Annotated in this window: 17 protein-coding genes and 1 pseudogene; 6 read left to right on the top strand and 12 right to left on the bottom strand. The window is 66.1% G+C overall.

Features of this window, described 5'->3' with window-relative positions; all coding sequences use genetic code 11:
• The first annotated feature begins 32 nt into the window (after nucleotides 1–32).
• From ASE63_RS10990 to ASE63_RS10970, 5 genes and pseudogenes are all read left to right on the top strand, one after another.
• Nucleotides 33–866, top strand: a complete 834-nt coding sequence (locus ASE63_RS10990) for an alpha/beta hydrolase (RefSeq protein WP_056800841.1) — start codon at nucleotides 33–35, stop codon at nucleotides 864–866.
• Nucleotides 867–906: 40 nt separating this feature from the next.
• Nucleotides 907–1,539 carry a hypothetical protein gene (locus tag ASE63_RS10985; RefSeq protein ID WP_056800839.1) on the top strand — a complete coding sequence of 211 codons (633 nt, stop codon included), beginning with the start codon at nucleotides 907–909 and terminating at the stop codon, nucleotides 1,537–1,539.
• 365 nt (nucleotides 1,540–1,904) lie between these two features.
• Nucleotides 1,905–3,122, top strand: a complete 1,218-nt coding sequence (locus ASE63_RS10980; protein ID WP_056800837.1) for a putative DNA modification/repair radical SAM protein — start codon at nucleotides 1,905–1,907, stop codon at nucleotides 3,120–3,122.
• Nucleotides 3,123–4,583 carry a UdgX family uracil-DNA binding protein gene (locus ASE63_RS10975; RefSeq protein ID WP_056800835.1) on the top strand — a complete coding sequence of 487 codons (1,461 nt, stop codon included), beginning with the start codon at nucleotides 3,123–3,125 and terminating at the stop codon, nucleotides 4,581–4,583. It begins immediately after the preceding gene.
• Nucleotides 4,584–4,713: 130 nt separating this feature from the next.
• Nucleotides 4,714–4,965 (top strand): annotated as a pseudogene (locus ASE63_RS10970) (transposase); the annotation flags it as partial.
• 12 nt (nucleotides 4,966–4,977) lie between these two features.
• Here ASE63_RS10970 and gyrB read toward each other — a convergent pair.
• The 12 genes from gyrB to ASE63_RS10910 all read right to left on the bottom strand — a co-directional run bounded on the left by gyrB (nucleotide 4,978) and on the right by ASE63_RS10910 (nucleotide 19,295).
• Nucleotides 4,978–7,416 (bottom strand): DNA topoisomerase (ATP-hydrolyzing) subunit B, encoded by a 2,439-nt coding sequence (gene gyrB / locus ASE63_RS10965; protein ID WP_056800833.1) that lies wholly within the window; start codon nucleotides 7,414–7,416, stop codon nucleotides 4,978–4,980.
• Between the two features lie 150 nt (nucleotides 7,417–7,566).
• Nucleotides 7,567–8,496: a GGDEF domain-containing protein gene (locus ASE63_RS10960; RefSeq protein ID WP_056800892.1), complete on the bottom strand. Its 930-nt coding sequence runs from the start codon at nucleotides 8,494–8,496 to the stop codon at nucleotides 7,567–7,569.
• Nucleotides 8,497–8,587: 91 nt separating this feature from the next.
• Nucleotides 8,588–10,426 (bottom strand): DNA helicase RecQ, encoded by a 1,839-nt coding sequence (gene recQ, locus ASE63_RS10955; RefSeq protein ID WP_056800831.1) that lies wholly within the window; start codon nucleotides 10,424–10,426, stop codon nucleotides 8,588–8,590.
• Nucleotides 10,427–10,464: 38 nt separating this feature from the next.
• Nucleotides 10,465–11,589 (bottom strand): DNA replication/repair protein RecF, encoded by a 1,125-nt coding sequence (gene recF, locus ASE63_RS10950; RefSeq protein ID WP_056800829.1) that lies wholly within the window; start codon nucleotides 11,587–11,589, stop codon nucleotides 10,465–10,467.
• A gap of 10 nt (nucleotides 11,590–11,599) precedes the next feature.
• Nucleotides 11,600–12,715, bottom strand: a complete 1,116-nt coding sequence (gene dnaN / locus ASE63_RS10945) for a DNA polymerase III subunit beta (RefSeq protein ID WP_056800890.1) — start codon at nucleotides 12,713–12,715, stop codon at nucleotides 11,600–11,602.
• 189 nt (nucleotides 12,716–12,904) lie between these two features.
• Complete coding sequence (gene dnaA / locus ASE63_RS10940; protein WP_082609839.1) at nucleotides 12,905–14,434, bottom strand: chromosomal replication initiator protein DnaA; 1,530 nt, start codon at nucleotides 14,432–14,434, stop codon at nucleotides 12,905–12,907.
• Nucleotides 14,435–15,216: 782 nt separating this feature from the next.
• Nucleotides 15,217–15,483, bottom strand: a complete 267-nt coding sequence (gene rpsT / locus ASE63_RS10935; protein WP_056800826.1) for a 30S ribosomal protein S20 — start codon at nucleotides 15,481–15,483, stop codon at nucleotides 15,217–15,219.
• Between the two features lie 204 nt (nucleotides 15,484–15,687).
• Complete coding sequence (locus ASE63_RS10930) at nucleotides 15,688–16,689, bottom strand: threo-3-hydroxy-L-aspartate ammonia-lyase (RefSeq protein ID WP_156410299.1); 1,002 nt, start codon at nucleotides 16,687–16,689, stop codon at nucleotides 15,688–15,690.
• 134 nt (nucleotides 16,690–16,823) lie between these two features.
• Nucleotides 16,824–17,597 carry an enoyl-CoA hydratase gene (locus ASE63_RS10925; protein WP_056800822.1) on the bottom strand — a complete coding sequence of 258 codons (774 nt, stop codon included), beginning with the start codon at nucleotides 17,595–17,597 and terminating at the stop codon, nucleotides 16,824–16,826.
• Nucleotides 17,598–17,767: 170 nt separating this feature from the next.
• Entirely contained in the window at nucleotides 17,768–18,199 is a 432-nt protein-coding gene (locus ASE63_RS10920) for a VOC family protein (RefSeq protein ID WP_056800820.1), read from the bottom strand.
• 28 nt (nucleotides 18,200–18,227) lie between these two features.
• Nucleotides 18,228–18,710: a DUF1579 domain-containing protein gene (locus tag ASE63_RS10915; protein ID WP_056800818.1), complete on the bottom strand. Its 483-nt coding sequence runs from the start codon at nucleotides 18,708–18,710 to the stop codon at nucleotides 18,228–18,230.
• Nucleotides 18,711–18,749: 39 nt separating this feature from the next.
• The gene (locus ASE63_RS10910; protein WP_056800816.1) at nucleotides 18,750–19,295 is read right to left on the bottom strand and encodes an SRPBCC family protein; all 546 of its coding nucleotides are present in this window, start codon (nucleotides 19,293–19,295) and stop codon (nucleotides 18,750–18,752) included.
• Nucleotides 19,296–19,635: 340 nt separating this feature from the next.
• Here ASE63_RS10910 and ASE63_RS10905 point away from each other — a divergent pair, with 340 nt between their 5' ends.
• Complete coding sequence (locus ASE63_RS10905) at nucleotides 19,636–21,090, top strand: AMP nucleosidase (RefSeq protein WP_056800813.1); 1,455 nt, start codon at nucleotides 19,636–19,638, stop codon at nucleotides 21,088–21,090.
• The last annotated feature ends 49 nt before the right edge of the window (nucleotides 21,091–21,139 follow it).

Below are 21,139 nucleotides of genomic sequence, written 5' to 3'. Positions count from 1 at the left end.
AGACATGCGGATCGAGCAAGGGAGCAGCAGTGATGCCGATCATCCAGGCCAAGAACGGAACAGAGCTCTTCTACAAGGACTGGGGCTCCAGCGAGGCGCCCGCGATCGTCTTCCATCACGGCTGGCCCCTCAGCGCGGACGACTGGGACGCTCAGCTGATGTTCTTCTATCGCCAGGGCTTTCGCGTCATCGCGCATGACCGCCGCGGGCACGGCCGCTCGACCCAAACAGCGACCGGCAATGAGATGGATACCTATGCGGCAGACGTGGCCGAGCTCGTATCGGCGCTCGGCCTGACCAAGGCGATCCATGTCGGGCATTCGACGGGCGGCGGCGAGGTCACCCGCTACGTCGCCAGGCATGGTGCGGGTCGTGCCGCAGCCGCCGTCCTGATCAGCGCTGTCCCGCCGGTGATGGTGAAGAGCGACGCGAACCCGGGCGGCCTGCCGCTTGGCGTATTCGACGAGATCAGAGAGGGCACCGCCACCAACCGCTCGCAGTTCTACCTCGACATCACGATCCCGTTCTACGGCTACAATCGCCCGGGCGTAAAAGAGTCCGAAGGCGTACGCCAGAACTGGTGGCGTCAGGGGATGATGGGTGGGGCGCTGGCGCAGTACGAATGCATCAAGGCGTTCTCGGAGACCGACTTCAGCGAGGATCTGAAGCAGATCGACGTCCCCACCTTCATCATGCACGGCGACGACGACCAGATCGTCCCCTACGCGGACTCCGCGCCCCTTTCGCACCAGCTCGTCAAGGGTTCGACGCTGAAGACCTATCCGGGGCTGCCGCACGGAATGCCGACGACCCATGCGGCGCAGATCAACGCGGATCTCCTAGCCTTCATCAAGGGCCTGCGCTGAAGCAACGCGCCAGTTCGAGCCATGCAACCGAGCTGACGCCATGCGCATCCTCATGGTTCTCGTCCCGGACCGGGACCTGCCCGGGCATCTGCGCCTCGAGCGCTTCATTGCGCCGTACTACACGTTCCTCGAGGCCGGGGCGGAAGTCATCGTCGCCTCGCCGGAGGGCGGGTTCGTCTTCGACCGCCTGTCCAGCCTCGAAGACGTGCCGGTCGCGCTCGGCGAGCGTTTCAAGGCCGATGCCCGCCTCCACGAGGTCATCACGGATACTCTGGCCATTGGGCAAGTGTTTCCGGAGGATTTCGACGCCGCTTTCTGCGTCGGGGTCGTCGGCCGGCTTTGGGAGGCTGCGGCGCCGCCCGACCCGGCCGCCGCAGCCGCGCCTCTGCTGGCGCGGTTTCTCTCGGCGGGCAAGGCGGTGGCGACGATCCCGAGCCCAATGGATCTCTATCCGGGCGGTGCAGGAAACGGCGTCCTGATCACCGGGGATGCAGCAGGCTCCCCTGATAAAGCCGCGCATGCGCTGCTGGCCGCTCTCGGGGCCTGCCGAACAGCTGCGCTCGAGGCGGCGGCCTCACTCGGCCAGCGCTCCCATCTCGACGAGCTTCTCGACGAGGCGCTGATCGAGACGTTTCCCGCCAGCGACCCAATCACCCATTCCGATTTCCGCTGAGGAAATCCGCATCATTTGGAGAGGCACGCCGATGGACCTTGATGCGATCTCTGGCCCCGAGCCTGGGGAGTTGGTCGAAACGGCGGACGGCGCCGCTATCTTCGTCCGAAGCTGGCGGCCATCCGGCGCGCCTCGCGCAGGACAAGGCCCCTAGCCTTGGGCCTCTAGGCTTGGGCGGCTAGCGCCAGTGATGCGTGCCAAAGTGGACATTCACGAGCGGCCGGAAAGGAGACGTTCAGCTGCGGCCTCTGCCCAGACAGCCCTGCGACAATCGGTCATGGCGGAAAATCGCCAGCGGAATCGAAACTTCATGCTAAAGAACATATCATGAACATCGGAGGTTTTCCTTGGCCCGGTTTTCGGTCATGCAGAAACTGGAAATTCTAAGCGACGCAGCGAAGTACGATGCATCCTGCGCGTCCAGCAACACGACGAAGCGCAACTCGGTCGGTGGGAAAGGCATCGGATCAACGACAGGCTCGGGCATCTGCCATTCCTATGCGCCCGATGGCCGCTGCATCTCGCTGCTGAAGATCCTGCTAACCAATTTCTGCAGTTACGATTGCATCTTCTGTATCAATCGCTCGTCCAGCAATGTCACCCGCGCGCGCTTCTCGGTGGAGGAGGTGGTCGATCTCACGCTGAATTTCTACAAGCGCAATTATATCGAAGGGCTGTTCCTGTCTTCGGGCATCATCCGCTCGCCCGACTACACCATGGCAGAGATGGTGCGGGTCGCGCAGATGCTGCGCGAGCTCCATGATTTCCGCGGCTACATCCATCTCAAGCTGATCCCGAGCGCGAGTCCGGATCTCGTCGCACAGGCCGGGCTCTACGCCGACCGTGTCTCAGTCAATGTCGAATTGCCGAGCGAAGCTTCGCTCAAGCGTTTCGCTCCCGAGAAGCAATCGCGGGACATCAGCGCGGCGATGGGCTCGCTGAAACTCAGGATCGACGAGAGCAAGGCGGAGCGTGCGGTCTCGCGCAAGGCGCCTGCCTTCTCGCCTGCAGGCCAGAGCACGCAATTGATCGTCGGCGCCGACGACGCCAGCGATGCCGTCATCTTGCAACGCAGCGCCCAGCTCTACGGCAGCTTTGGATTAAAGCGCGTCTACTATTCGGCATTCAGTCCGATCCCGGACGCCTCAGCGCAGCTGCCGCTCTCCGATCCGCCGCTGATGCGCGAGCACCGGCTTTACCAGGCCGACTGGCTGACGCGGTTCTATGGTTTCGAAATCGGCGAGATCCTCGACGATAGTTCCGGACATATGCTCGACTTGACGGTCGATCCCAAGCTGGCCTGGGCGCTTCGTCATCGCTCGCGCTTTCCGGTCGACGTCAACCGGGCCGATCGCGAGACGCTGCTGCGCGTGCCGGGCTTGGGAACCCGCAGCGTCAAGAGCATCCTGGAGATGCGACGGTTCCGCCGACTGCGGCTCGATGACGTCGCACGCCTGGCCCGCTCGTTGCGGGTGCTGCGCAACTTCATTTTGGCAGAGGACTGGCGGCCCGGCGCTTTGCTCGACAGCGAGCGGTTGAGACTGCATCTCGCACCGAAGTCGCAACAACTGGCGCTGCTCTGAATGTTCGGCGCGCACCTCGCCGAGCCGGCGGATTTCGAGGGCTGGCGCCGGCAGGCCCGCGTGCTGGCCCAGCGGGAGATTCCGCCGGGCGACATTGTCTGGCATGTCGGCGATGAGCCGATGGCCCTGTTCGTCGACCAGCCGGTCAACCATCTCGCGTGCGATCCGCTTTTTCGACTCAACGTGCCGCGCGAATTTCTCGATCTCGCCGAGCAGGTCGTCTGCCATCGCGATCCCGAGCGGTTCGGCCTGCTCTACCGGCTGTTGCTGCGCCTGAAGCGGGAGCCCGATCTTCTCAAGGTCGCGACCGATCCCGACGTCCACCGCCTCAACACGATGGCGCGCGCCGTCAGGCGCGACTTACATAAGATGACCGCCTTCGTCAGGTTCAGGCAGGTTCGCGATAACGCGGAAGGCGAGGTGTTCGTCGCCTGGTTCGAGCCCGAGCATTTCATCGTGCGGCGGGTTTCGTCGTTCTTCGTGAACCGGTTCTCGTCGATGAGGTGGTCGATCCTGACGCCGCTGGCCTCCCTTCATTGGGATGGAACGGCCCTGCAGATAGCGGAAGGCGCGGCCAAGCGCGATTCGCCCGACGACGACGCCATGGAGGATTATTGGAGGACCTATTACGCCAATATCTTCAATCCGGCGCGACTGAAGATCAAGGCCATGAAAGCCGAGATGCCGGAGAAATACTGGCGCAACTTGCCGGAGGCCGAATTGATCGCGCCGCTGATTGCCGGCGCCTCGCAGCGTATGTCCGCAATGGTGAAGGCGGCACCGACGAGCCCCTCCATTCGTCATGCTCGCCAGCAGTCGAGGCAAGCCGAGCTGATCGGAGGGACCGCCGGGATACCCTCCGACTGGGTTCAGGCGGCGACGGCAGCGCGCAGTTGCGCCCGTTGCGATCTGTGCCGGGATGCGACGCAGACCGTCTTCGGGAAAGGCCCGCTCGACGCTGCCGTGATGTTCGTCGGCGAGCAGCCGGGCGACCAGGAGGATCTGGCTGGCGAGCCCTTCATCGGGCCCGCCGGGCAGATTTTCAACAAGGCGATAGCGCAGGCAGGGCTCGAACGCGATCGCGCCTATATCACCAACGCCGTAAAGCATTTCAAATTCACGGTGCGCGGCAAGCGGCGGATTCACCAGAGCCCGAACGCAGGCGAGATCAAGGCTTGCCGCTTCTGGCTTGGCCTTGAGCGTGAATTCGTCAGGCCGAGGCTCATCGTGGCCATGGGCGCGACCGCCTTGACCTCGCTGCTGGGCAAGGCAACGTCGATTTCATCGCTACGCGGCCAGATTACGTCGCTTGACGATGGCACGCCGATGATTGCGACCGTTCATCCATCATATTTGCTGCGGCTTCCAGACGAAGCGGAAAGGGAAAAAGAAACGGCGCGTTTCGTCGCAGACCTGAATTCGGCAAAGGGGATACTTTCCGCACTATTGGACCCGGAATAATGGCCACAATAGTTCTGAAGTTAGCTTGTGCAGCGCTTTCGACTTCGAACTTGCGCCGGTGCCGTTTAAAAATCGATGTTTCTCAGCTGTAAAGTCCTGATTCAGTCGTTCTTGGCCGGGGCGCGGCGCGATGATGGGCGAGCGGCATGTAGCGCATGAGACGTTGTTCTACGAGTTCAGCCGGGGGCATCACGTACCAGCCGATCACTGGGTGCGCGCCATCGACCGTTCCGTCGATCTGTCAGAGATCCGCGCCCATCTTCGCCCGTTCTAAAGCGAGATGGGGCGGCCCTCGATCGATCCGGAGCTGATGATCCGGATGCTGCACGTCGGGTACTGCTTCGGCATCCGTCCGGAGCGACGCCTGTGCGAGGATGTGAACACGAAAAGACGCTCAGGTATCGACGGTCGCGTTCAGCGCGTTGGTTTGGATGAACTCGCGCCGCGGCTCGACGACATCGCCCATCAGCTTGACGAAGAGGTCGTCAGCCTCGTCGTTCTGGTCGTTCTTGACCCGGAGCAGCGAGCGCACGTCGCGGTCAAGCGTCGTCTCCCAGAGCTGGTCGGGATTCATCTCGCCCAGACCTTTGTAGCGCTGCAGCGAGACGCCCTTCTTGCCGATGGCGGAGACGGCCTCGAACAGGTCGGTCGGGCCGTTGACGACATGGTCGTCGCCCTTGCGCGACAGCGTGCCGGGCTTGGCATAGGCCTCCTGCAGCGAGGCGGCCGAAGCGTCGAGCTTGCGGGCCTCGGCGCTGGCGAGCAGGCCGGCATCGATCATCGCCGCCTGCTTCACGCCGCGGACCATGCGCGAGAAGACGTAGCCGCCCTCGGCGACCTTACCCTCCCAGCCACGCTCCAGATCGTCGGAGATCGCATCGAGCCGGCGCGCGACATAGGCGGCCGCCTCGTTGCCCTGCGCCTCGTTCTCCTCCGAGATCGGACGGAGCGCGCCGGCGATCGCCATCTGCTCGACGACGCGGCGGTCGTAGCGCGAATGCAGCTGCGACAGCGTGTGGCGGACGCCCCGGGCCTCTTCGATCAGCCCGCGCAGGTCGGCGCCACCGCGCTCGATGCCCTCGCTGGTCCTGAAGACGGCGCCATCCAGCGCGGTCTCGACCAGATACTCCTCCAGCGCACGCTCGTCCTTCAGATAGGTCTGCGACTTGCCGCGCGCCGCCTTGTAGAGCGGCGGCTGGGCGATGAAGAGATGGCCGGCATCGATCAGCTCCGGCATCTGGCGGTAGAAGAAGGTCAGCAGCAAGGTCCGGATATGGGCGCCGTCGACGTCCGCGTCCGTCATGATGATGATCTTGTGGTAGCGCAGCTTGGCGAGGTTGAAGCCGCCCTGCTCGGCCTCGGCCCGCCCGATGCCGGCGCCGAGCGCCGTGATCAGCGTACCGACCTGCTCGGAGGAGAGCATCTTGTCGAAGCGCGCGCGCTCGACGTTCAGGATCTTGCCGCGCAGCGGGAGGACGGCCTGATACTCCCGGGCCCGACCCTGCTTGGCCGAGCCACCGGCCGAGTCACCCTCGACGATGAAGAGTTCGGACTTGGCCGGATCGCGCTCCTGGCAATCGGCCAGCTTCCCCGGGAGCGAGGCGATGTCGAGCGCGCCCTTGCGGCGGGTGAGATCGCGCGCCTTGCGGGCCGCCTCGCGGGCGGCGGCAGCCTCGGCGACCTTGCCGACGATGGTCTTGGCCTCGTTCGGGTGCTCTTCCAGCCAGGTCGAGAGCGCCTGGTTGACGACATTCTCGACGACCGGGCGCACCTCCGAGGAGACCAGCTTGTCCTTGGTCTGCGACGAGAATTTCGGGTCCGGCACCTTGACCGAGACGATCGCGGTCAAGCCCTCGCGACAATCGTCGCCGGTCAGCGAAACCTTGTCCTTCTTCGAGATCCCGGAGCTTTCGGCATAGCCGGTGACCTGCCGCGTCAGCGCGGCGCGGAACCCGGCGAGATGGGTGCCGCCATCGCGCTGCGGGATGTTGTTGGTGAAGCAGAGCACGTTCTCGTGGTAGCTGTCGTTCCACCACAGCGCGACATCGACGGTGATGCCGTCCTTCTCCGAGGAGAGCATGATCGGCTGGGCGATGACCGGGGTCTTGGCCCGGTCGAGATAGCGCACGAAGGCCTCGACGCCGCCCTCGTACATCAGCTCCTCGCGCACCACCTCGGCATGGCGGGCATCGGTCAGGACGATGCGCACGCCCGAATTGAGGAAGGCCAGTTCACGCAGGCGATGTTCGAGCGTCTTGTAGTCGAACTCGATCATCGTGAAGGTTTCCTGGGACGGGGTGAAGGTCACCTCCGTCCCGCGCTTGTCGCCGGCCGGGCCGACGACCGCGAGCGGCGCGACCGCGTCGCCATGGCGGAACTCCATGAAATGCTCTTTGCCGCCGCGCCAGATCCTCAGCTTCAGCGAGATGGACAGCGCGTTGACCACAGAGACGCCGACGCCGTGAAGGCCGCCGGAGACCTTGTAGGAATTCTGGTCGAACTTACCGCCGGCATGGAGCTGGGTCATGATGACCTCGGCCGCCGAGATGCCTTCCTCGCTGTGGATATCGGTGGGAATGCCGCGGCCATTGTCGGTCACGGTCACCGAACCCTCGGCATTCAGCGTCACGGTGACGATGTCGGCATGGCCCGCCAGCGCCTCGTCGATCGCGTTGTCGACGACCTCGTAGACCATGTGGTGCAGGCCCGAGCCGTCATCGGTGTCGCCGATATACATGCCCGGCCGCTTGCGCACCGCATCCAGGCCTTTGAGAACCTTGATGGAATCGGCGCCATAGGCGGCGTCCTCGAGGTCGCGGGCAGCTTCACTCATCTGTCGGTCCTTCGGCCGGCGCGCAGGCGCCCGCGATCATCTTGATTCGTCGGGAGAATATAGGGGCAGAACGCGGCTTTTTCACGCGCATACGCGCTCGCACGCATGGACACGCGCAAACGCGCTCATGCACGTGCGTGCGCGAGACGCTCAGGCGGAAGCCGGCGACAGCGGCTCCTCCGCGAGCACGACCCGATCGCGCCCGGCTTCCTTGGCCCGATAGAGCGCTCGGTCGGCTCGGCCATAGAGCGCAGGCGCGGTATCGCCCGGCCGATAAGCGGCGATGCCGGCGGAGCAGGTGTAGGCCAGCGCCGGCAGGTCCGGCAGCGGACAGGCGACGCGCGCCTCCGCGAGCAAGGCCTCGACGAAGAGGCGGCAGGTCTCGACGCCGCTGCCCGGCGTCACCAGCATGAACTCCTCGCCGCCGATGCGGCCGAAGCAATCGGTCCTGCCGATGTGCTGATGGACGAGGTTGACGAAATGGCGCAGCACCATGTCGCCGCCCTGATGGCCGAAGCGATCGTTGATGCCCTTGAACAGGTCGATGTCGAACACGCAGACGCTGAGCTCGCTGCCGGGCGTGGCTGCCGTCGTGAGCAGCAACGCCTCGAGGCGGCCGAAGACGAAGCGGCGATTGGCGGTGCTGGTCAATTCGTCGGTCTGCGCGGCGCGCAGCGCGAGGTCGCGGTCCTGCCGCAACAGGCGCTCGTCGGGACGCAGATCGGTGATCTCGCTGGCGATGTAGAGCATCCAGCCATTGGGCTGGACGGTCTCGGTCATCCAGAGCCAGCGTCCATCGGTCAGGTCGGTCTCATAGGCTCGGAACGGGGTCTTGCCGCGGCGCGACTGTGTCGAGGTCAGCCAGGCCTCGAAATCGGGCGAACGGATCGCGGTGCCTTTCAGCTGGGGCAGGTTGCGGCGCATGATCTCCGCCCAGCTCGGCGTCTCCTCGGGATCGAGCCCGAAGGTGCGCCGGAAGGCGTCGTTGGCATAGCGGATGCGGTCTGTCCTGTCGTAAACTGCGACGAGCACATGCGACTGCCCGATCAGGCCGGACAGGGCTGCTTCGATGCTCTCCATGAACGCGCGAATTCCCGGATCGGCCCCCCGGCCGATCGCCAGCATGCCTCATTCGCGAGCGTGGGCCAACTGGTAGGACCGAGCGCAGGCCTCAGCCGTCGAAGCTCGCGATCGCCTCGACGAAGGCCTCGCCATACTGGCTGAGCTTGCGCTCGCCGACGCCCTCGATCGCCCGCATCTGCTCCAGGCCGGCGGGGCGCGCCCGAGCCATGGCGATCAGCGTGCGGTCGGTGAAGATGATATAGGCGGCGACGCCCTCCTCGCGGGCAAGCGACAGGCGCAATTGGCGCAGATGCTCGAACAGGCCGGCCGTGCCCTCGTCGAGCCCGTCGGCGCGGGCGGATTCGCGTCCCTCCCGACGCGTCCGGCGCGCCGCGAAAGGATCGGCCCTGAGCGCGATCGCCTCGCGGCCGAAGAGGATGTCCTCGCCCTTTTCGGTCAGGCAGAACCCGCCATGCTCGGTGCTGGCCTCGGCCAAGGCGCCGGCGGCGAAGAGCTTGCGGGTCAAGGCGGTCCAAGCATTTTTGGGCTTGTCCTGGCCGACGCCGAAGGTCTTCAGCCCGTCATGGTTCTGGCGGCGGATGGCCTCGGTCGCGTTGCCGGTCAGGATATCGGCGAGATGGGCGGCGCCGTAGCGCTGGCCGGAACGCGCCACGGCCGAGAGCAGCTTTCGCGCATCCAGCGTCGCATCGCTGAGTTCGGGAGCATCGGCTCCGCAGAGATCACAGCGGATCGGGACATTGCCGTGCCGGCAGCTCTGCGTCGCCTCGCCGAAATAGGCGAGCAATGCGCTGCGGCGGCACAGTGCGTTCTCGCAGAGGTCGATCATGGCGTTGAGGCGCTTGTGCTCGATGCGGCGGCGCTCGTCATCGATCGGCTTCTCGTCGATCTGGCGGCAGCGCAGCACCATGTCGTCGATGCCGAAGAGCGTCAGCGTATCGGCGCTAAGGCCGTCGCGCCCGGCGCGGCCGATCTCCTGGTAATAGCTCTCGACCGAGCCCGGCATGTCGGCATGGACGACGAAGCGGACGTCGGGCTTGTTGATGCCCATGCCGAAGGCGATGGTCGCGCAGACGACGACGCCGTCCTCCTGCAGGAAGATGTCCTGGTTGCGATTGCGCAGGCCCTGCTCCATGCCGGCGTGATAGGCCAGCGCGTTCCAGCCCTTCTCACGCAGCCCTTCGGCCAGCTTCTCGGTGCGGTTGCGCGAGGAACAGTAGACGATGCCCGAGCCGCCGCGGTGGCGCCGCAGGAATTCGTCGATCTGCCGGCGCGGCTGATCCTTCGGCGCGAAGGCGAGCTTGAGGTTCGGTCGATCGAAGGAATGCACCACCATATGGGGCGGCTGCGGGAAGAGCTGCTGGGCGATATCAGCCTGCGTCTGCCGGTCAGCCGTCGCGGTCAGCGCGGTCACCGGCACACCGCCCAGCGCCTCGCGCGTCTTGGCCAGCAGGCGGTATTCCGGCCGGAAGTCATGGCCCCATTGCGAAACGCAGTGCGCCTCGTCGATGGCGAGCCGGGTGACGCCGAGCCGTCGCAGCCGGTTGACCAGTCCCTCGCCGGCCAGCCGCTCGGGCGACACGAAGAGCAGGCGCAGATCGCCGGCGTTGAGCCGATCCCAGGCCTCGGCGGCCTCGCTCTCGCTGTTCATCGAGTTCAGCGAGGCGGCGGCGACCCCGGCGCGCACCAGCTGGCCGACCTGGTCGCGCATCAGGGCGATCAGCGGCGAGACGACGAGCGTCAGCCCGCCGGCCACGAGCGCGGGAAGCTGGTAGCACATCGATTTGCCGGAGCCGGTCGGCATCACCGCGAAGACGTCGCGGCCGGCGAGCGCGGCCTCGATCACCTCCCACTGGCCGGGGCGGAATTCATCATAGCCGAACACCGATTTGAGGATGGCGCGGGCGTCTGATTCGGCTGAATGCGACATGGCTGAGGGTTTGCCGCAGCGACGGCCCCAAATCCAGCCTATTCCGTCCGTGCGCGCCCGGATTCGACCCTGATCCGCTGCGATCCGGCCGGCAGGTCACCGAACAATGCCGGGTCGGCACCCGTCATCCAGACTTGGCAACCGAGCCCCGTCAGCACCTCGTAGAGCGCCGCACGCCGGCGCGGATCGAGATGGGCGGCGATCTCGTCGAGCAGGACGAGGGGCTTGAGCCCGCTCATGGCGGCGACCAGTCGGGCATGGGCGAGGACGAGCCCGATCAGCAGCGCCTTCTGCTCGCCGGTCGAGCCCTGTCCTGCGGGAATGCCCTTGGGGCCGTGGCGCACCTCGAGGTCGGAGGCCTGCGGTCCCGTCAGCGTGCGACCCGCCGCACGATCGCGGGCGCGGCCCTGGCGTAGCAAGGCGCGGTAGCCGTCCTCGGCATCGAGCGCGGCGCCGCGTGCCACCAGCGTATCGATCTCGCCCGAAAGCGCGATCCCGGCATGCGGAAAGGGCGAGCCCTCGTCGCGTGTCTCGGTGATGATCGCCGACAGCCTGGCGACCGTCTCGGCCCGCGCCGCCGCGACCGCAACGCCGAGCTCGGCGATCTCGCGCTCGATCGCGTCGAGCCATTGCGCCTGCCCGGGGTTCTCCTCAAGGATGCGGTTGCGCGAGCGCAGCGCCCGCTCGAGGGCGTTCGAGCGCGTCGCATGGGCCGGATCGACCGCCAGGACCAGCCGGTCGAGGAAGCGGCGGCGGTCGCCGGCGGCGCCCCGGAACAAGCCGTCGAGATCAGGCGTCAGCCAGACCACCCGGGCGTGTTCGCTGAAGGCGAGCGCCGAGCCCGCCGGCGCCCCGTCGATCCGGGCGAGCCGCGCCCGCTTGCCCTCGGCATCGGCGGGGCCCAGGCCGACACCGAGCCGCGAGCCGTCATCACCCAGGGCGACCGAGACAGCGAAGGAGCCGTCGCCGTCGAGGCGGGCCATGTCGGCAAGATCGGCGCGGCGCAGGCCGCGGCCGGGCGAAAACAGTGAAAGAGCCTCGAGGATATTGGTCTTGCCCGCCCCGTTCTCGCCGACCAGCGCAACGATTTGGCCCCCGATCGCCAGATCGAGGGCCTTGTAAGAGCGGAAATCCTGGAGGATCAGGCGCGCGACGGCGGCCATGGCCGCCGCGTCAGACGCGCATCGGCATCAGCACATAGAGCGCGGACGCACCCTCGCGATCCTGGATCACCGTCGGCGAGCCGGGATCGGCGAGCTTGAGCAACGCCGTGTCGCCGTCGAGCTGGGCGGCAATGTCCATCAGGTAGCGGGCGTTGAAGCCGATATCGAGCGGGCTCGCATCGTAATCGACCTCGATCTCCTCGGTCGCCGAGCCCGAATCCGGGTTCGTCACGGAAAGCGTCATCCGGCCATCGGCCATGGAGAGCTTCACCGCCCGGCCTCGCTCCGAAGAGATCGTCGAAACGCGATCCACCGAGGCCGCGAAATCGCCCTTGTCGACGGTCAGGCGCTTGTCGTTGCCCGCGGGAATGACGCGCTGATAGTCGGGGAAGGTGCCGTCGATCAGCTTCGAGGTCAGCACGACATCGGCAGTGGCAACGCGGATCTTGGTCGCGGAAAGCTCGATCGTGACCTCGCTCTCGCCATCCTCCAGCAGCTTCTGGATCTCGGAGACGGCCTTGCGCGGCACGATCACGCCCGGCATGCCGGCGGCGCCCTGGGGCGCCGCGGTATCGACGCGAGCAAGCCTGTGGCCGTCGGTGGCGACGGCGCGCAGCACGGGGCGGCCATCGACATCGATGGTGTGGAGATAGATGCCGTTCAGGTAGTAGCGCGTCTCCTCGGTCGAGATCGCGAACTGGGTCTTGTCGATCAGGCGCTTGAACTCGCCGGCCGGCAGAGAGAAGCGATGCGCCATCTCGCCGGCGGTGATGTCGGGGAAATCGCTCTCAGGCAGTGTCTGCAGCTGGAAGCGCGAACGTCCCGAGCGCAGCACGAGCCCGGTATCGCCGCTCGTCTCGAGCGAGACCTGGGCACCGTCAGGGAGCTTGCGCACGATGTCGTAGAGGGTATGGGCCGGAACGGTCGTCGCGCCGGGCTCGGCGATATCCGCCGCCACGGTCTCGACCACCTCGATGTCGAGATCCGTCGCCTTCAGCTTCAGCCCGGCTTCCGTGCCGCTGAGCAGCAGGTTCGAGAGGATCGGGATGGTGTTGCGGCGCTCGACCACGCGATGCACGTGGCCCAGCGACTTGAGCAGCGTGGAACGTTCGACGGTGACCTTCATCGGCTTCGGATCTTCTGGCGTGCTGGCGCCCGCCACGGTTGTGCGGGCGACGGAAGGGGCCCGCGACATTGCCGGACGGCGGCGACAGGCGCAAGGGCAGCGACCGTCCCAATCACAGCCAAAGGCGGCACGGCCCGGAACGGGGCGGGCGAGCCAAAGCGCCGTCCGCAAGGCGAACGGCGCCGGCTCTCACTCCTGCAGCATGCGCTTCAGCAGATCGACCTCGTCATGGAGCGAGCGATCCTCCGTGATCGCCTTCTCGATCTTGCGCACGGCATGCAGCACCGTGGTGTGATCGCGGCCGCCGAAGCGCCGGCCGATCTCGGGCAAAGAGCGCGGCGTCAGTGCCTTGGAGAGATACATCGCGATCTGGCGCGGCTTGACCACGGCGGCCGTGCGGCGCTCGGAGAGGATGTCGGCGCGGCTGACATTGTAGCGGGTGGCGACCAGCTTCTGGATGTCCTCGATCTTGACGCGGCGCGGCTCGCGGGTCCGGACCAGGTCGCGGATCGCGGCTTCCGCCGTCTCCAGCGTGACCGCCTGGCCGGACAGCGTGGCATGGGCGAGCAGCCGGTTGGCGGCGCCGTCGAGATCGCGGCCATTGGTGGCGACGACGCGCGCGACATAGGCGGCGACATCGGGATTGACGTGGAAATTCGGATGGGCCGCGTGCAGCGCCTCGAGCCGGCTCGCCAGGATCCTGGCCCGCAGCGCCTCGTCGAGATCGCCGACCTCGACCACGAGCCCACCGCCAAGACGCGAGCGGATGCGCTCGTCCAGCGCCTCGAGATCATTGGCCAGACGGTCGCCGGCGACGACGATCTGCTTGCCGGCATCGATCAGCGCGTTGATCGTGTGGCCAAACTCCTGCTGGATCGACTTGCCCTGGATGAACTGGACGTCATCGACGATCAGCAGGTCGATGCCGCGCAGCTTCTCCTTGAAGGCGAGTGCCGTCTGCGACTTCAGCGCGGCGACGAAGCCGTACATGAAACGGTCGGCGGTGAAATAGGCGACGCGCTTGCCCTGGCCGCGCGCCTCCTGGGCGATCGCCTGGAGCAGATGCGTTTTGCCGAGGCCGACGCCGGCATGGATGTAGAGCGGGTTATAGGGCGCGGTACCGGCCGGGGCGGCGGCGATGCGCTCGGCCGCCGCAAAAGCAAGCTGGTTCGACTTGCCGACGATGAAGGCCTGGAAGTTCATGCGGCGGTCGAGCATCGTGCCACAGGCATCGACGAGATCGCGCTCGCAGGGTTCCGCGGCGATCTCGGCCGGGGCCGGCCTGGCCTCGGGGGAGGTTACAGCAGCCGGCCGGCTGCGCAGCGGCACGATCTCGGCCGGAGCCTGGGTTGCGTCGCGGGAGACCTGGCGCACGGACAGCATGATCCCGTTCAGGCCCGGCAGCTCGGCCATGCAGTTGACCCGCAGCCGCTCGGCGTAATGCGCTTCGAGCCAGCTCTTCAGGAAACGGGTCGGCACGGTCAGATAAGCGACACCGTCGACGATGCCGCCGAGCTCGACGCGCGCGAACCAGCTCGAGAACACGTCCTCGCCGAGCTCCGCCCGCAGGCGCCGCCGGACACGGTCCCAGGCATCGGACGGCGAGGCCTGCAGAGCGGGCACCTCGGCTGCCGGCTGCCGGGCCGGCTCCGCAAGTGTTGCCACCATCGACGACGCCACAACCTCGACACCCTCGCTTGTCTGCCGCCGTTCGAACATCATCTGCCCCATTCCTTCAGTCATTCGCGCGCCTGGAGAAGCGAGCCACCGCAGTGACCGCCCCACCGGCGCTGTTTTGTCCGGTCAAAGGACCAGGGTTCCAGCGAACGCGAGCGCTCGCCGGTGTTCCGGCCCGATGGTGATCGATTACGCTTGAAAGGCTCGCCGGAAGGCGTCGCCGCACTTCATCTCAACTCAAAAGACAAAGAGCCGCATCCTCCAACCTCCAGGTCGCGAGCCAGAACCGATAATCTTGTGGAAATGCCGGGCGGCCATCGCTGTCCGACCGGCGTTGAAAAGGACCTTACAGGGCGCTCTCGACGGGCTGCAATACCCCCTCGATCAGCTCCCCGATGGCCGCCCCGGCGAAGGCCTTCGCGGCCTGCCGGTGGCCGACCGCCAATAGGTTGGGGAACTTAAGATTTTCTTCACGAAGGCCGCCCAGCCCCGCGCCCGAATCTTTTTTTCGGAGGCGCCAGGCAGGGTGCCCGAGAGTCGCCACGATTCCCGAAAGAGAATTCCTTTGCCCGCTAAACTCATGAAAAATAAGCGCTTTCGCTGCGCGGCAAAACGGCCCCGATCGGCCTGTTTGCCGCCCTGAAACGCTCCATGGAGTCAACCCCGTAAAGCGGCGGAAAGCTTGCGGAATCAGCCCCTCGGGGCCTCAGTTTTCGTCGCTGGAGCGCTGTTGCGGAATCGCAACAAGCCGGCTTACGGGCAACAAAAAAGCCCGGCGCGAGGCCGGGCTTTTTCAGTGTCCCACACGGGGTCGCAGACTGCAATCAGGAGGCGAGAGCGCCAACCCGATGCGCGAGACGCGAGACCTTCCGCGAGGCGGTGTTCTTGTGAACGATGCCCTTCTGGGCAGCGCGCATGATCTCCGGCTGGGCGGCCTTCAGAGCCTCGGAGGCGGCGCCCTTGTCGCCGGAGGCGATCGCCTCCTCGACTTTGCGGAGGAAGGTGCGCATCCGCGAACGGCGCGCCTTGTTGACCTCGGTGCGGCGCTCGATCTTGCGCGTCGCCTTTTTCGCCGACGTCGTATTGGCCATCGGTACGTCCTCGTGTGCTGCATCGCGACCGGACGCCTGGCATTGGCCTGGCGGGCACCGAACGCAACCGTAATGGAAATGCGTGAGCGACAGCCGATGCTTGCGCGGGCCGTCGCGAGTGGATGGCGTATAATCTCAAGCTACGCCCGCGTCAACGCAGATTCGAAAGGCAGCGCTTTGAAATCGCGCCGCCGCTGCCTGCCCTCACTCGGCGGAGGCGAGAAAGCGGGCATAACTCGCCAGATCGACATTGCCGCCGCTGATGATCACGCCGACGCGCTTGCCCTCGACCGGCACCTTGCCGGTCAGCGCCGCCGCCGCGGCAAGGCAGCCGGTCGGCTCGACGACGAGCTTCATCCGCTCGGCGAAGAACCGCATGGTGTCGATGAGTTCGGCATCGCTGACGGTGACGATGTCGTCGACCAGCGCCTGGATGATCGGGAAGGTCAGATCGCCCAGGAAGGCTGTCTGCGCCCCGTCCGCGATGGTCTTCGGCACGCCGATCCTGACGATCTTGCCCGAGCGCAGCGACTGCTGCCCGTCATTGCCGGCCTCGGGCTCGACACCGAAGATCCGGCATTCCGGGTTGAGGGCCTTGGCCGCCAGCGCCGCGCCGGCGAGCAGACCGCCGCCGCCGAGGCAGACGAACAGCATGTCGAAGGGACCGGCATCCTCGATCAGTTCCTTGGTCGCCGTGCCCTGCCCGGCGATGACATCGGCATGGTCGAAAGGCGGGATCAGCGTCAGCCCGCGCTCGGTGGCGAGGCGGCCGCCGATCTCGAGGCGGTCCTGCGTGTAGCGGTCGTAGCGGATGATCTCGCCGCCATAGCCCTGGGTGGCCTCGACCTTCGCCTGCGGAGCGTCTTCGGGCATGATGATGGTGGTCGGCACGCCCAGCAGCTTGCCGGCATAGGCGATGGCCTGGGCATGGTTGCCAGAGGAGAAGGTCAGCACCCCGGCCTTCTTCTGCTCGGGCGTCAGCGCGGAAATGGCGTTGTAGCCGCCGCGGAACTTGAAGGCGCCCATGCGCTGCAGGTTCTCGGCCTTGAAGACCAGGCTCGCGCCGGTGCGCCGGTTTGCCGTGGCCGAGCTCAGCGCCGGGGTATGATGTGCGACGCCCTTGAGACGCTCTGCGGCGCGCTCGACATCGGCATAGGTCGGGAGTGTCACGCCCTCTGGGGCGGCGATACGGGCTGCGGCGGTCATCAACTTCATCCTGCTGGCGATGGCGCATCGTGTCAGCAGGGAGCGGCCGGGTTCAAGTCAAAGATCGACGACCCGGCCATGCGTTGAGTGTGATCGGTAGCGCGCGCGGGCGGAGCCGACCGGCGCACACCGGTTCACGCATTCCTGAAATCGGGCTTCCGCTTCTCGGCGAAGGCGGCCATGCCTTCCTTCTGGTCGGCTGTGGCGAAGAGCGAGGAGAACAGCCGGCGCTCGAAGCGCACGCCCTCGGCCAGCGTCACCTCGAAGGCGCGGTTGACCGTCTCCTTGGCCATCAGAACCGAGGGGAGCGACTTGGCGGCGATGGCGTCGGCCGCCTTCATCACCTCGGCCATCAGATCGGCAAGGGGGACGATACGGGCGACGAGCCCGGCGCGCTCGGCCTCCTGCACATCCATCATGCGGCCGGTCAGGCAGAGGTCCATCGCCTTGGCCTTGCCGATGGCCCGCGTCAGGCGCTGCGTGCCGCCGGCGCCCGGGATGACGCCGAGATTGATCTCCGGCTGGCCGAACTTGGCGTTGTCGGCGGCGATGATGAAGTCGCACATCATGGCAAGCTCGCAGCCACCGCCCAGCGCGAAGCCCGCGACCGCGGCGATGATCGGCTTGCGGCGCTGGCCGATGCGGTCCCAATCGGCGAATTTGTCGTCGAGATAGGTCTCCGGATAGGTCCGGGCCTGCATCTCCTTGATATCGGCGCCGGCGGCGAAGGCCTTCTCCGAACCGGTCAGGACGATGCAGCCGACCTCGCGATCCTTCTCGAAGCCGTCGAGCGCGATGTTGATCTCGGCGATGAGCTGGCCGTTCAGCGCGTTCAGCGCCTGCGGACGGTTGAGGGTGATAAGCCCTACCCTGTCCTTGGTTTCGGCGAGAATGGTCTCATAAGCCATGGCGGCCTCCCGGATGCTCTCTGTCGGGACAGCTTTAGCGGGCAGGCAAGGTCCAAGTCCATGCGCGTTGGCGCGCTCCGCATCGCCAAGGATGCGTCATGCTCGGAAAGCCCTAGTCTCCCGTCATTCTCGGGTCGAAGCTGCGCCTCCCCCGAGAATGACGGGCTTTGTCAGCCGCAATTCGCCTGGTCGGCGGGCATCTCGACCCCGACCATCCAGTCGGTCCCGAAGCGGTCCTTCAACATGCCGAAGCGCGGCGACCAGAACGTCTCAGCCATCGGCATGTTGATCTTGGCCCCGTCGGCCAGGCCATTGAAGATACGGTCGGCCTCCTCGGGGCTCTTGACGGTCACGCTGACGGAAACCGAACGCATCGGGCCGTCGCTGCGGTCGGGCGGGGCGTCGGAAGCCATCAGCATCTGGCCGTCGATCTCGAGGCAGGCGTGGAGGATCTTGTCCTTCCACTGCTCCCGGACATGCTCCTCGGCCGGCGTCCCGCGATGGTCCATCATCGCGGTCAGCTTGCCGCCGAGAACCTTCTCGTAAAGTGTGAAGGCCTCGCGGCAATTGCCCTCGAACAGCAGATATGTGGCGAGCTTCATCGTCGTTTCCTCCTGCTCTGCGGTTGCCTCAGGCCTTGCGGCGGTAATGGGTGGTCATGAACTCGGTCCAGTCGCCGTTCTCGCCCGGCATCTTCGAGGTGAGCGTTCGGTGGTCAGGGCTCAGGAAGGTGATGATGTCGCGATATTTCGACATCGAACCGTCGCCCGCCATGCTTGGCCCCTCGGTCTCCAGCGTCAGGGTCTTGCCGTCGGCTTCGAGCGAACCTTCATAGTGCCAGATCATCGACATCATCGAGGCGACGAAGGTGCCGACGAAACGCCCCTTTGCCGGATCGAAGCCGAGCGTCATCAGCGTCGTGCAGTGCGAGCCGTCCGGAGCTTCGCCGCCGCCGTCACCGACGGTCCAGAGTCCGCCGAGCGAACGCACGCTCTCCTTGCCCTTCGTCGTCGAAGACGGCTGGTCCGGGCCCATCGAGCAGGTCATCTCGCTCTCCCACTCGCCGACGAGTTGCTGGAGCCAGGCATGTTCCTTCTGCGGTTCGGCTTTCATCGCTCGTTTCCTTTCCCTGCGGTTGCTTCTTGAATCGGTTCAGGCCGGCCGCTCGGCCGCCGTCTTCATCGCGGCTAGGCCGGCCTCGAAATCGCCGCCGACCATGCGGTCCATGTCCATGAAGACATGGATGACCTTGCCGAGAAACGGCGTCGGCCCGATCATGGTCCAGGTCACCGTCGTCGCGCGGCCCTCAGGCTGAAGGCTGAAAACGACGTCATTGTGAGCCTCGAAGGGTGCGATGAAATCGAGCTTGAGCGCGATCTTCGACGATGGCTGCGCCTCGACGATTTCCATGCTGCCGCGACCGACATTCTTGTCGCCGTCCCAAGCATAGCGCGCGCCCACTCCGCTCTCGGCGCCACTGAGGCTGCGCTTCAGCGCCGGGTCCTTCTTCTCCCAGGGAGACCAGGCGCCCCAGGCCTTGAAGTCCGCGATCAGCGGATAGATGCGCTCGGGCGGGGCGTCGATGGCGATCGAGCGCCGGACCTGGAAAGTGTCCGGCTTCATCGCAGCCAGGATCAACACGAGGGCGATCGCGACAAAGGCCAGGGCGGCCCCGGCAACCAGAATGGTCTTCAGCATCTTGCTTCCCTGATCCAGCCGCCTCGGCGCCGGGATCGCATAATCAGTTAACTTATTGGTTTAGTAAATGCGAGCCGCCCCTAAGTCAACCAAGGCGCGGCGTCAGAAGCTGGCAGCTGTCACGCGGAAGGCGCGGTCAGCATGACGGCGATGGCAGCGCTCCCCCCGATGCATCGGCTTAGCGCCTTGTTTTTACACCGGCTTTGTTCTCGGTATCGCGTTCCACTTTGCCGGCCGATGCTCTAGATCTTTGATCTCGCATCGGCTTCTCCCGAAAACCGCATGCCACTTTTCGGACCGATGCTCTAAAGCTCGTTCGAACGAGAGGACGCTCCCGCCCATGACGTTCGAGACCGCCGCCTCCCCTGCCGCAGCCGTCGACCGGCTCAAGGCGCTCTACGCCCAGGCGTGGGCGGCGCTCCGCGATGACTTGCAGCGCTTCTTCGAGACGGGGCAGGCCCCAACCCCGGAAGAGCGGGCGCGCTATCGCTACCCGCTGCTTCGCGTCACCTACGAGCCTTCGAAACTTCCGGCGGCAACGCGGCGGGGCTACGCCAAATTCGCCGCTTCCGGCATCTACTCGACCACGGTGACGCAGCCCGGCGAGTTCCGCAGCTACCTGCTCGACCAATTGCAGCCGCTGGTCGACGACTATGGCGCGACGATCGAGACCGGGGTCAGCACGCAGGAAATCCCCTACCCCTACGCGCTCGATGGCGGCGATGAATTCGGTCGCGGCAAGGTGACGGCCGTCGAGCTTGCGCGCCACTTCCCGACGCCGCTGCTGGCTCTCGTCGGTGACGAGATCGCCGACGGCACCTTCGACATCGTCGAGGGCGAGCCGCGGCCGCTCTCGCTGTTCGACGCGGTGCGGGTCGATTATTCGCTGCGCCGGCTGGTGCACTACACCGGCACTGACTGGCGTTCGGTCCAGCCCTGGGTGCTGCTGACCAATTACCACCGCTATGTCGACCAGTTCGTGCGGCTGGCACTGGCGGAGATCGAGGCCGGGACGGCGCTGGCTCTGGTCACGCCGGGCGGCATCCGGATCGACCGCGACGGCATCGACGTCAGCGCCGCCGAGCGCGTTATGTCCGCGCCCTGGCATCGCTTCCAGATGCCCGCCTACCACCTGCTCCGCGAGAGCGGCGACGGGGTGACGCTGGTCAACATCGGCGTTGGCCCCTCGAACGCGAAGAACATCACCGACCATCTGGCCGTGCTCCGGCCGAATTGCTGGCTGATGGTCGGCCATTGCGGCGGGCTGCGGCAGACGCAGATCATCGGCGACTATGTGCTCGCCCATGCCTATCTGCGGCAGGACGGCATCCTCGACGAGTTGGTGCCGCCGGACATCCCGATCCCGGCGCTGGCGGAGGTGCAAGTCGCGTTGCAGCAGGCTGCGGCCGAGGTCACCGGCGAGAAGGGCGAGCGGCTGAAGAACCGCCTGCGCACCGGCACCGTGGTGACGCAGGACGACCGCAACTGGGAGCTGCGCTGGACCAAGGAACGCCGGCGGATCAACCTGTCGCGGGCGATCGCGGTCGATATGGAATCCGGCACCATCGCCGCGCAGGGCTACCGCCTGCGCGTGCCCTATGGCACGCTGCTCTGCGTCTCCGACAAGCCGCTGCATGGCGAGATCAAGCTGCCCGGTGCTGCGAATGCCTTCTACGAGCGCGCCGTCGGCGAGCATCTCAAGATTGGGCTCGCGGCGCTGGAAAAGCTCAAGGAAGCCGGCAGCACGATCCATTCGCGCAAGTTGCGCAGCTTCGACGAGCCGCCTTTCCGCTAGACCCGCATTCTTCCCGGCAATGCAGCGCGAGCGCCGCCGCTCCTGACAG

Source organism: Allobosea sp. Root381, assembly GCF_001429395.1.
Classification (GTDB): domain Bacteria; phylum Pseudomonadota; class Alphaproteobacteria; order Rhizobiales; family Beijerinckiaceae; genus Allobosea.
The sequence above is the reverse complement of the archived record's forward strand: the minus strand, read 5'-3'. Positions and strand labels throughout refer to the sequence as shown.

Bases quoted from the DNA above. Each gene is read 5' to 3' on its own strand.
- ASE63_RS10990 (WP_056800841.1), top strand. From the start codon at position 33: ATGCCGATCATCCAGGCCAAGAACGGAACAGAGCTCTTCTACAAGGAC.
- ASE63_RS10985 (WP_056800839.1), top strand. From the start codon at position 907: ATGCGCATCCTCATGGTTCTCGTCCCGGACCGGGACCTGCCCGGGCAT.
- ASE63_RS10980 (WP_056800837.1), top strand. From the start codon at position 1,905: ATGCAGAAACTGGAAATTCTAAGCGACGCAGCGAAGTACGATGCATCC.
- ASE63_RS10975 (WP_056800835.1), top strand. From the start codon at position 3,123: ATGTTCGGCGCGCACCTCGCCGAGCCGGCGGATTTCGAGGGCTGGCGC.
- gyrB (WP_056800833.1), bottom strand. From the start codon at position 7,416: ATGAGTGAAGCTGCCCGCGACCTCGAGGACGCCGCCTATGGCGCCGAT.
- ASE63_RS10960 (WP_056800892.1), bottom strand. From the start codon at position 8,496: ATGGAGAGCATCGAAGCAGCCCTGTCCGGCCTGATCGGGCAGTCGCAT.
- recQ (WP_056800831.1), bottom strand. From the start codon at position 10,426: ATGTCGCATTCAGCCGAATCAGACGCCCGCGCCATCCTCAAATCGGTG.
- recF (WP_056800829.1), bottom strand. From the start codon at position 11,589: ATGGCCGCCGTCGCGCGCCTGATCCTCCAGGATTTCCGCTCTTACAAG.
- dnaN (WP_056800890.1), bottom strand. From the start codon at position 12,715: ATGAAGGTCACCGTCGAACGTTCCACGCTGCTCAAGTCGCTGGGCCAC.
- dnaA (WP_082609839.1), bottom strand. From the start codon at position 14,434: ATGTTCGAACGGCGGCAGACAAGCGAGGGTGTCGAGGTTGTGGCGTCG.
- rpsT (WP_056800826.1), bottom strand. From the start codon at position 15,483: ATGGCCAATACGACGTCGGCGAAAAAGGCGACGCGCAAGATCGAGCGC.
- ASE63_RS10930 (WP_156410299.1), bottom strand. From the start codon at position 16,689: ATGACCGCCGCAGCCCGTATCGCCGCCCCAGAGGGCGTGACACTCCCG.
- ASE63_RS10925 (WP_056800822.1), bottom strand. From the start codon at position 17,597: ATGGCTTATGAGACCATTCTCGCCGAAACCAAGGACAGGGTAGGGCTT.
- ASE63_RS10920 (WP_056800820.1), bottom strand. From the start codon at position 18,199: ATGAAGCTCGCCACATATCTGCTGTTCGAGGGCAATTGCCGCGAGGCC.
- ASE63_RS10915 (WP_056800818.1), bottom strand. From the start codon at position 18,710: ATGAAAGCCGAACCGCAGAAGGAACATGCCTGGCTCCAGCAACTCGTC.
- ASE63_RS10910 (WP_056800816.1), bottom strand. From the start codon at position 19,295: ATGCTGAAGACCATTCTGGTTGCCGGGGCCGCCCTGGCCTTTGTCGCG.
- ASE63_RS10905 (WP_056800813.1), top strand. From the start codon at position 19,636: ATGACGTTCGAGACCGCCGCCTCCCCTGCCGCAGCCGTCGACCGGCTC.